The sequence below is a fragment of the Paraglaciecola sp. genome (assembly GCF_039964565.1).
GTDB lineage: Bacteria > Pseudomonadota > Gammaproteobacteria > Enterobacterales > Alteromonadaceae > Paraglaciecola.
Genome location: NZ_JBDVXF010000021.1, coordinates 168,320 through 177,887 on the forward strand (window position 1 = coordinate 168,320; position 9,568 = coordinate 177,887).

General features: G+C 35.8%; 12 protein-coding genes. 8 read left to right on the forward strand and 4 right to left on the reverse strand.

All coding sequences use genetic code 11. The features are described from left to right. Positions 1–46: 46 nt before the first annotated feature. The 4 genes from ABJK37_RS09160 to ABJK37_RS09175 form a co-directional block, all read right to left on the reverse strand. Positions 47–826, reverse strand: a complete 780-nt coding sequence (locus tag ABJK37_RS09160; protein ID WP_348352297.1) for a hypothetical protein — start codon at positions 824–826, stop codon at positions 47–49. A 101-nt stretch (positions 827–927) separates the two neighbouring features. Continuing rightward, positions 928–1,302 carry a hypothetical protein gene (locus ABJK37_RS09165; RefSeq protein ID WP_348352299.1) on the reverse strand — a complete coding sequence of 125 codons (375 nt, stop codon included), beginning with the start codon at positions 1,300–1,302 and terminating at the stop codon, positions 928–930. Positions 1,303–1,438: 136 nt separating this feature from the next. Then, a complete protein-coding gene (locus ABJK37_RS09170) occupies positions 1,439–2,032 on the reverse strand; it encodes a hypothetical protein (protein ID WP_348352301.1) in 594 nt (197 codons plus the stop codon). Between the two features lie 537 nt (positions 2,033–2,569). Then, complete coding sequence (locus ABJK37_RS09175) at positions 2,570–2,890, reverse strand: hypothetical protein (protein ID WP_348352303.1); 321 nt, start codon at positions 2,888–2,890, stop codon at positions 2,570–2,572. Positions 2,891–3,450: 560 nt separating this feature from the next. Between ABJK37_RS09175 and ABJK37_RS09180 the strand changes: the two genes are divergently transcribed. From ABJK37_RS09180 to ABJK37_RS09215, 8 genes are all read left to right on the forward strand, one after another. Beyond that, entirely contained in the window at positions 3,451–3,705 is a 255-nt protein-coding gene (locus tag ABJK37_RS09180; RefSeq protein WP_348352305.1) for an AlpA family phage regulatory protein, read from the forward strand. A 14-nt stretch (positions 3,706–3,719) separates the two neighbouring features. Then, positions 3,720–4,055, forward strand: coding sequence for a hypothetical protein (locus ABJK37_RS09185; RefSeq protein WP_348352307.1), 336 nt, complete (start codon positions 3,720–3,722; stop codon positions 4,053–4,055). A gap of 19 nt (positions 4,056–4,074) precedes the next feature. Continuing rightward, positions 4,075–4,482: a hypothetical protein gene (locus ABJK37_RS09190; RefSeq protein WP_348352309.1), complete on the forward strand. Its 408-nt coding sequence runs from the start codon at positions 4,075–4,077 to the stop codon at positions 4,480–4,482. A 250-nt stretch (positions 4,483–4,732) separates the two neighbouring features. Then, positions 4,733–5,194, forward strand: a complete 462-nt coding sequence (locus ABJK37_RS09195) for a hypothetical protein (RefSeq protein WP_348352311.1) — start codon at positions 4,733–4,735, stop codon at positions 5,192–5,194. Positions 5,195–5,842: 648 nt separating this feature from the next. Beyond that, positions 5,843–6,772: an abortive infection family protein gene (locus ABJK37_RS09200; RefSeq protein WP_348352313.1), complete on the forward strand. Its 930-nt coding sequence runs from the start codon at positions 5,843–5,845 to the stop codon at positions 6,770–6,772. 87 nt (positions 6,773–6,859) lie between these two features. After that, on the forward strand, positions 6,860–7,573 hold the full coding sequence (locus tag ABJK37_RS09205; protein ID WP_348352315.1) for a hypothetical protein: 714 nt from the start codon (positions 6,860–6,862) through the stop codon (positions 7,571–7,573). 129 nt (positions 7,574–7,702) lie between these two features. Beyond that, positions 7,703–8,308 (forward strand): BRCT domain-containing protein, encoded by a 606-nt coding sequence (locus tag ABJK37_RS09210; protein ID WP_348352317.1) that lies wholly within the window; start codon positions 7,703–7,705, stop codon positions 8,306–8,308. Between the two features lie 107 nt (positions 8,309–8,415). Further along, positions 8,416–9,414 (forward strand): DUF2971 domain-containing protein, encoded by a 999-nt coding sequence (locus ABJK37_RS09215; protein ID WP_348352319.1) that lies wholly within the window; start codon positions 8,416–8,418, stop codon positions 9,412–9,414. Positions 9,415–9,568 lie beyond the last annotated feature (154 nt).

Consider the following 9,568-nt stretch of genomic DNA (forward strand, 5'->3'; position numbering starts at 1 on the left):
GGGTCCTCTGGAAATTTTTGAATACATAATGCTCCTTATTTACGTTTTAAATGTTTTTGACCTCACGTTGATACCCTTCCAACGTACCGATATTTTTCGCAAGCCAAGATGGAATTTCAGTATTTGATTTGTCATAAACAAGGCGAAAAACACTTATTATATTTTTAGGGACTTGAAGAGAATTCCTACGTAGTAACATTAAAGCAAGACTATTTCTGGGGGTTTTCTCACCAGATACCTTCGGTGCATTCTTTAAGTGAATGATTGTATTTCTCTCAGAAATAAGTTCTACAAAACGCTTTCTGACCGTAACATGCTTTTTGACAACTTCGACACCAAACAACTTGGGAATAATAGTGAATACTTTTTCTGTTAATGTCGTATCTTTCTCTATTCTATTGCCACCCCAACATACAATAGAGCCATCCAAACGTTCAAATTCAATTTGAGACTTAACTTTTTCATGTATGGTTTTATTAGCCCATGCCTCGACGCTGCTAATTGATAACGCTACAGATGAGATCGCATTCTGCATTACCATAAATGAGTTAGCCATATTATCTCTTGTATCTTTTAATTCCTGTAATTTATATATGCTATCGTACTCATATTCCAAGCCTTTCCTAAGTATCTCAGCCTCTCTACTATGCTTGATAGCGGAATCGAGCATAATTCCGTGAAATTCTGGAGCCCATAACCTACACTTGAAACCCTCAAAGTTAGCTATAGCTTTGATATGTATTTCGCTACCATCAGGAACATGAAAGTCGAAGACTTCTTGATCCCCTTTCGTTTTAACCCCGCTATACTCTTTTAACTTGTCCATAGGCTGTACATTTTAGCGCTTTTTATAAACGGCGCGCGTTTTCTGCGCGTCCAGTGAAGGCCGTTTTTTGGCCGGAACAATGTTTGATAAACTTGTATAATTTAAAATTTAAAATAACGGACTAAATTTGATGCTGTATAAGCAAAATACCCTAGAGCAAGTATGAAAACCACACCATTTGCGTAAGCTACATATGGACGATTTGCCGTAACCATACGAGAGTGGAAAGAACCATATAATCCTATGGCGACCCAAACCATATTAATGATTGTAAAATTAACAATATCAGAGAATAAAGGCCAATAAGGAATAAAATGTTCGGGTTTCCCATCAGAAGCTAGCTTAAATAATAAATTATTTTGTCCTGTAATAGCCGTAACTGAAAAACCAAGAACAACATATAGAAATGAAATAATAGATGTTTCTAATTTTAGTAATTCAGGGAAGTCATCTGATAATTTTTTAGGCTGACTCAATTCATACTCCTTTAAACCTAACGTCCGCTTAAGTTGACTAAAAAAGTGGGTTGTAATGTGTAGCGAAGCGAAAGCTAACCCACTGTTTTAGTTCCGTTTAAAGCTATTGTTAGGTGATTTTTCCGGCTACTACTGACTACACGCCAATTACAAGACGATTTTCAGCACTAAGTAACTTGATCTCATTACATGCAAACCCTTTTTTCAGGATTAACTCGCTTTCCTGAGCTTTACCTTCACATAATACTTCTGACTCATTCACTTCGATTGAAAATACTGGTCGATTTTCAAGTTTTGATACAAATTGAGCGTAAGTTTTTAACCCTGTGAAATCTTTAGACCATGAGTTACCAAGACTTTCCTTAGACTCGTTAACTCGACCAATTCGATAAAGCGTTAACTGTTTACCATCTGATTTAAATGTTTGTTCAAATTTAGACAAATCAAAACGAAAACAGTCATATTCGCCGGAAATTGTGTCAGAAGTATACAGCTTCACTAAGACTTCTTTTTTACTACTATCTTCCCAAATTTTTTCAAGATCCTTTGCATGCTTGATTAGAAAATTAAGCAATACCTCTAGATTGTCTCCATTTACATTAGAATACAAATCGCTATTTAAGACTTCCATAGACACTAGATTTGTATTGAGGTAATTCTTCTCATCTGGCGTTAAATACTGGTTTAGATGCTCAATATCAATAGCCATGATACCGAACAGTTTTATCAAAAATGGAGTCATATCTTTTATAGTTTCAATTTCGACCTTTCACCTAACGCTTATTATCGAGCATGTCGTACATGTAATTGCTCGTTTTGTTTTTAATTGTTGTCAATTACAGTTCTTACTTTCATTCCCTCACAAAAATAAGATATGTAAAACGCACAAGAGTGCTTTACTTTAACTCGACTTTTAGACTTCCCATTAAAAACTATGTGAAAAATATTTTCCATAGTTTAATTAATAACTTAGATATTTTCTGAAAAACAAAGTGAGACCTGAAGAATTTACAATAGTAGGGAGCAATGAGGACAATATTTTACTATTTCCATCATACCTGTGTTTATTAACAGTGCCTTAAATTATCTAAGATACGTCGATATGAAAAAGATTTAATACACTGTTGCATGTCTGTTTCCTTAGCATCGTCGCACTTAGGTACAGTTTTGCTATTAATCTGCCTTTCGCTCATTGCCATCTTTCAGAATTAATGAAGTTCTACTCATTTCAATTGTAAGTTCGAGTGAGGACTAATCCCACTAGGTATTATTTACTAGCCAACTCGACCAGGTCGCCACAATTGATTTTTTTTGCAGCCTTTTTAATAGCTACAATATGAGCATCACTAACCTCGGCGTCTTTTTCAAGATCCGCTAGTTTCGCTTTTGAATTTCCGTAACCAGGCCCATCAAGCAAATCAATACTCATACGAATAGCTTTCATTGATTTATCGTGGGCATTATCTCGATGACCTTTGAATTCTTCAATTAAATCTGAACATTCAAGATCCTTATACAGCAACGGTGATACATACTCAGCAGATGCTAAAGGCGGAAGCAACAAGGCAAGAAGTAATGATTTTTTCATGTGAAATCCTTTTTATTGGTTTTTTAACTGTTTGGTGCTCGGTCTTTCAGGATAAACAAAAATGGTTAGTAATCGGTAGTCTTTTTTTGTTTAGCAAAATACGATTTCGCGAACTATTTTGGTTTAAAGTTTGAGTTAGTGAATTTTGGCTTAAAAAATAATAATGGGCTAAAAGCGCATCAACAACCAGGACAGCAACCAGCAAAGCAACCTGGCCAAACCAATACATAACAAGAGTTTTAAGGGTAACAGCAACCCATACAGTAACCAGTGAGGGGACGCTTACGGTGTCATCAAGAAAACCACCAGCCCTTCGTTGATTGTTTTGTTGCATCCTAAATTGAGTGACTTGTAGCAGTAAAACTAATTTTAATTTCTGGGAAACTAAAATTTACAAATGGAATAATTATATAGCTAAAAAATCTTTAACGAAAACCAAAGAAAACCAAAGAAAACTAACGAAATAACAAGAAAGGTGAGTCATATCAGTAATTTACGCCTATTTTATTTGGCTGGAATCTTGGCATAATCAGTCCAACAAAAACCAAAGCGAGACTGATATGAACATTACCGACAAACTAATAGTTAACCGGAAGCCTGAAGTTTTAAAACGTCTAGGTATTTCTAAAACAACTTTTCATAACCGTATAAATCAAAACCTATTGCCGCCGCCAATTAGCTTGGGCGATCGTGCTGTAGGGTATTTACAACATGAGATAGATACCGTTTTGGCAGCAATGGTGGCTGGGAAAAGTGATAGCGACCTAAAGATGCTGGTGGCTGAATTAGTAACCCAACGACAACATGTTGCTTAAACGGAGGTTATGAGATGAAAAATGTCACTTCAGAGCCCCGAGTAAACGCCATTTATACTAATAGTAAATCTACGCCTAGACAGTTAACAAAACTCGATTCAATGCTCTTGAGGTTTGCTAATGGGCAGAAACTAAACCGATTTGACGCCGAACGAATTGGGGATCACTGCTTACCTTCTACCGTAAGTGATTTACAAAAGCGCAATGCTCTTACATTTTGTCGAAAGTTAGTGAAAGTGCCAAACCGTTTTGGCTCTAGAACCTCAGTGATGATGTATTGGCTCGAAGGGGAGTCGTTATTAATCGCTAGAAAGATAATTAAGTTAAATAGCTCGATATCTACTACCTAATAAAAGTGAGGTAGATTTAATGCGAAAACCGAACTCGCAGGGGATGTTAGCCAATGGGCGCCTTGCGTATAAGAATGAACGCTACGTAAAAGCATTGCACGCTATATTCAACCACCCTGATTATATTGCCCTCTCACCCACAGCTAAAGCTTTATTATGGGACTTGAGCTCACAGTATAATGGTCGTAACAATGGAGATCTCACTCTGGCTCCAAAAGTAATGGGTAAATTGGGTTGGACGAAGCCAACAATTCTACGACACAGGCAAACGCTAATCGATAAAAATTGGATTTTTATAGCGGGAAGTAAGCCTGTAAGAAACGGACATTTATATTTATACGCTTTGACCTGGCTAGAGGTAAACGATTGCAACGGAAAGTTGTTCGAGGATTCTGTAAATCGTAAACCTAGAAGTTTAAAAGTTTAGGGGGATCGATTCGTACCTTTAAAATAGTCCAAAAGTAACGATTCGTACCTTTTAATTATGTGGAGGTAAATATATTTTTCGTATAAGTAACGTATCGTACCTTTTCAGAGAGAGATTCAAGTTTTAAAAGTATCAACCTGATACCCCTTTATATATTTACCATATAACTGTCTAGCTAAGAATCTGTCAAAAGGGTGTATGAAAGGTGATTGAGTAATAAAAAATAGTTAAACCAAGAAGGTTAAAAAAAATGACAAGATCAACAAAATTAGTGGCAGCTGTAAACCGATTACAAGCGATAGAACTTAGAAAATCAGGCTTAACTTTAGAGGCTATATCCTACGAACTTGGTGTTAGCACTACTATGGTTCACAAATACTTAACGAAAGCTTTAACAGATTTGTCCGCGCGACACATAAATGAAACCGAAGAATACAGAGCGTTGCAGGTTTCTCGACTCGAAGGCTTGCTAGTCCCAGCGTATACCGCAGCACTAGGAGGCGATTTAAACGCAGTAGAGAAAGCTAGAAAAGTAATTGACAGCCTCAGTGACTTAATGGGCTGCAAAGCGCCTCAGAAGCTTGCTGCAAGTACACCAGATGGAGACTCATTTCACAATCCAGTTAATGAACTTACACCAGAAGAGCGTCGGGCAAGAATTCGCGAATTACAAAAAAAGCTTGGGTACACAGTAGTAGAGGCAGAACATTGAGCTATTACTGTAAATGGCAATAATTAGTATAGTAAATGTGTTTATGAAGCAGAGTTAGTATGTGCAAATAAGGCGAACAAAATGTCCATTCTACCAAACAAATTAACCCCAAAGTTCAGCACTTCGAACTCATTTAAGCATATAGTAATTTGAGCTAACAAAATTAAACTTAAGGAAAATTACTTTGAAACAGTGCCAAGTTTCCATAGGGCTAAAAACTAAATGTAATTACGCTTTTCTACCTCCAATAAAAATCGACGCCATAAATACCGAATACATAAATGAATATTGATCCCACATGCTTACTTGAGTAAGGAACCTAAGAGAAACTATTGGTACTTGAAATAGCCTCATTGCCTCATATTATGTAAATTCTTCAGGTCTTACTTTTTTTTTCAGTAAATCGCTAAGTTATTAATTTAACTTCGGAAAATATTTTTCACATGGTTTTTAATGGGAAGCATACAAGTCGCGTTAAAGTTAGGCTTCTTTTGTTCTTGAAACCTTTTGTTATTTTGAGGGGGACGTATAAAATACTTAATTAAATTAATAGGTCAGAGCTGGCGTTGACAATAATTAAAAATTAAGCGAGCAATTACATATACGATATGCTCGATAATAAGTGTTAAGTTTTTTAAGGATAGTTCAGTGCAAGGATTAATAGAAAAGATAAAAAGTCGCAGCTCTAATATAAAAGATCAAAGAAGAACTTTTGTTGCAAAACTCGAAGAACTAAATAATACGTTAGTTGAATCTTTAAATGGAATTGACGTATGGGCAGAATCCCTAAAAGATACATTGGAAACGATTGGGCCAGATGATTGGGTTTACGGTTCTTTAACCTTTAGTAATGGTGAACTGAAAGTTACTTATAGAACCACAGAGGATGATTTCCATGACTCGATGAATATGATTCCCCCTGAATACCAATCTTATAAGCATAAAAGCATTAATTCCTGTTCAATAGAGTGGCTTGAGAAATTATCATCAGAAAATCAAATTAATACGCTTTTATCAAATATAGACAATTTTCTAGCGTCAATTGAAAACAATACTATTGGAGCTATTGAGTCGCTAAACAATGCCTTAGATTCTCAGTCTGAAGAAATTGCAAATGAAACTGCTGACGTATTAAAAGAATACGAGTCAGATGATTTACTTCGTATATGGTTAAAGGCAAGAAGTTCGATTCAATTAGATCCAGCAGATTCAATAACTCGCTCATCTAGTTATTTGGAATCTGTCTGTCGATTGATTTTGGCTAAAGAAAACGTCCCACTACCAAAGAAGAAAGACATTTCAAATTTGATTGGGGCGGCTGTAAAAACTCTTGATTTATCTGACGACTCAGAAGCAAATACAGACTTAAAGTCATTGTTTGGTGGTATAAAGGGGATATTCCAAGCTGTGGGGACAATGAGAACTCACTTTGGGACTGCGCATGGATTTTCGCCTGGAGATTATGTTGCTCAAGAACATTATGCTAGATTGGTTAATGATGCTTCGGCAACTGTAAGCACATATTTGCTTCGTCGGTTAAAACAAAAACTTAACAAGGCAATTAAATCGGATAAATAACACTTGGCTTTGTTCGTACCTCACAAATTTTAGCCAACTAACATTTGTCGTTTATTTCGGCGTTATGTTTCTTTCGGGTATCGCATATTGAATATTTTTTCTAGTAAAAATGAAAAAATCATATTTGTTGCAATTATTGCATTTTGCTTGGGGCTCCTAGTTGGGCTATTACCAAAGGTGGATTCAAAAACACTAATAGGTGCGGTTGTTACTTTAATAACAGCTTTTGCCGGTGCTTTTTTTGCGTTTAAGCTTAATTCAGATAAAGATGCTCAATATAAAAAAGTAGATGAGACGGCTAAGCTAAATAGATCTCTTATTCATTTAGGGGTTTACCTTAATGTCATAGGAAATATTAAGAAAACATTAAATACTTATGGAAGCATTCATGAGCAGGCTTTCATAATGCCTCCGATAAAAAACTATAATGACAATATTTTATTCGACATAAGCGACATATCTTTAATCTTGTCTGAAGAGCCACAACTACTTCTGGAATTAAGCGTCGAAAATGATGGTTATATTCAAACACTAGAATCAGTTAAAACAAGACATGAATTCTTCATGAATGAATTACAACCTTTAATGATTGAGCTTGGTTTAATGCATCGAAAAGTGAACACTTTGGAGTTGGAACAAAAGCTACCAAAACACATATTTAATGCTGCGTATCAAGCTGTGAATTTAATTAACAGCAATATATCAAGTACAGAAAAAGGCTTATTACAAGTTTCAGTGAAATTAAAAGCTGTTTGCCATAAAAAATGTCCTGGTTATAAGTTTGCCGACTTTTTGATATAAGAAACATAACAAGAACATTAAGCGGGAAAAATACAGTTGGCTGTTTTCGTTCCCCAACATTTTAGCCAACTATTTTAATTACGTTTAACAAAGCGTTAGGCTCTACGAACGATATACATAGGATGTAATATGGAAATATTTACGAAGTACAATCGAAAAGATAATCAAGATCGTCAGATCGATACTCTGATTGGTCTTTGTAAAGGAATCACTGCTGATGGAAAAGTTGATCAAGCAGAAGCTGAATTTCTTCAAACATGGCTTGTTCAGAATAATCAATCCCAAAACCCAATTATTGTTAATCTTCTCAGCAAAGTAGGTGAAATGCTGGAAGATGGGGTTTTAGATCAAGAAGAGTCAGGTGAATTACTAAGTGTCTTGTATAGTATATCCGGAGAAAAATCGGAATTAGGTGAGGTATCGAAAACATCAACGCTCCCAATCTGTTCTCCCGCGCCTAAAATTGAGTTTGATGATAGGACTTTTTTATTTACGGGTACTTGTGCCTACGGCACTAGGAAGGACTGTCAATCTGCTATTGAATCATTGGGGGGCACTAATGCCAAAAGTGTTACCAAGGGTTTAAATTATCTAGTCTTAGGTACATACGTTACTGATAGCTGGGCTCACGAAAGTTTTGGAAGAAAAATTGAAAAAGCTATGGAGTACCGAGAATCCGGTTTACCTATTACTATAATAACTGAAGAGCATTGGTTAAATGAAAGTGGTTTTTAAAAAGCTTAACAAAGCTATCAAAAATCATTCCGGCCAAAAATACAGCCTCCACTGGACGCGCTAACGAGCGCCTTTTTATAGCTACGTTATATGACACAAGGAATCCAATGAGGGTATTTAAGTATCGAGGTGGTGGAGAATCAATTGTAAGAAGAGATCTTAAATCTCTTTCTAAAAACCAATTTTTCTCAGCACCAATTGAGTCATTAAATGACCCTTTTGAAGCTAAAGTAAAGGTACATGGTGAGAGTTTTGAATTTGGAAAGTTTCTGAAACTACTACCGACTTTTAAATACAATGATAATGTCAAAAAAGCAGAATTATCATTTATTAAATTAGTTATCAAATTTATGGAAGATTCCAAGTCTTGGGGTGTGTACTCTTTGAGTCAGTCTTATGATGATGAGCTGTTATGGGCGTATTATGCTGATTCTCACCGAGGATTTTGTGCCGAGTATGATTTGGAAGATCTCAAAGAGTACAAAATACAAACTGAACCTACTATCAACGTTGAATATCAAGATAAAATACCAGAGATAACCTTTCTAGATGTTCTTAGTATGGATAGAAGTGAAGATATACTCCAAAAAAAGTTACTAGGTACAAAGTCTAAACGTTGGAAGCATGAATGTGAAATTCGAATAATTACAGGTGAGTCTGGATTGTATGATTACGATTACAGATCTTTAAAATGTATATATTTCGGCTATAGGTCTGATGAAAAATTTCAAAGACTTACAATGAGAGTCCTTAAAGGGAGGGGAATTAAGTATTATTTAATGGAGCCTCAACACGGCTCGTATAAACTTGAAAAAAAAGAATTAGACGATGTCTACGCTAACGCCCCTGACTATTTATCAAAGTTAGCCCCTGTTGATGAAGGTGTTCCATATATAGATGAGACTATGAAGCCTTTTGAAGAATTAGTTCGTAAAGCCATAGAAATTGCTAGACGAGAACCATATTGTGAAAAAATTACAGATGCGTATTTAAGTGGTACCAAAGGTTCAAAAAGTGACCCTGTATTCTATGTCACATATGATAGAAGTGATGGTGTTCCAAGAAACTTCTTTATAAGTAAAAGTGTAATAGAGTCGCACGGCTAAGTGTTGAGTTCGTATAACACATATGAGCCTCCGGTCGGTCAATAGGTACTAGTCATCTTTTGACCGCTTTTTCAAGATCAATCCAAGTCTCTGAGCTAAGCCGCATACTTCATCTGTCATAATGGCTGTTAAGTCATCGCTTACAGCAAACACA

Excerpts from the sequence above, each read along its gene's own strand:
- ABJK37_RS09160 (WP_348352297.1), bottom strand. The coding sequence starts at position 826 with ATGGACAAGTTAAAAGAGTATAGCGGGGTTAAAACGAAAGGGGATCAA.
- ABJK37_RS09175 (WP_348352303.1), bottom strand. The coding sequence starts at position 2,890 with ATGAAAAAATCATTACTTCTTGCCTTGTTGCTTCCGCCTTTAGCATCT.
- ABJK37_RS09180 (WP_348352305.1), top strand. The coding sequence starts at position 3,451 with ATGAACATTACCGACAAACTAATAGTTAACCGGAAGCCTGAAGTTTTA.
- ABJK37_RS09185 (WP_348352307.1), top strand. The coding sequence starts at position 3,720 with ATGAAAAATGTCACTTCAGAGCCCCGAGTAAACGCCATTTATACTAAT.
- ABJK37_RS09190 (WP_348352309.1), top strand. The coding sequence starts at position 4,075 with ATGCGAAAACCGAACTCGCAGGGGATGTTAGCCAATGGGCGCCTTGCG.
- ABJK37_RS09195 (WP_348352311.1), top strand. The coding sequence starts at position 4,733 with ATGACAAGATCAACAAAATTAGTGGCAGCTGTAAACCGATTACAAGCG.
- ABJK37_RS09210 (WP_348352317.1), top strand. The coding sequence starts at position 7,703 with ATGGAAATATTTACGAAGTACAATCGAAAAGATAATCAAGATCGTCAG.
- ABJK37_RS09215 (WP_348352319.1), top strand. The coding sequence starts at position 8,416 with ATGAGGGTATTTAAGTATCGAGGTGGTGGAGAATCAATTGTAAGAAGA.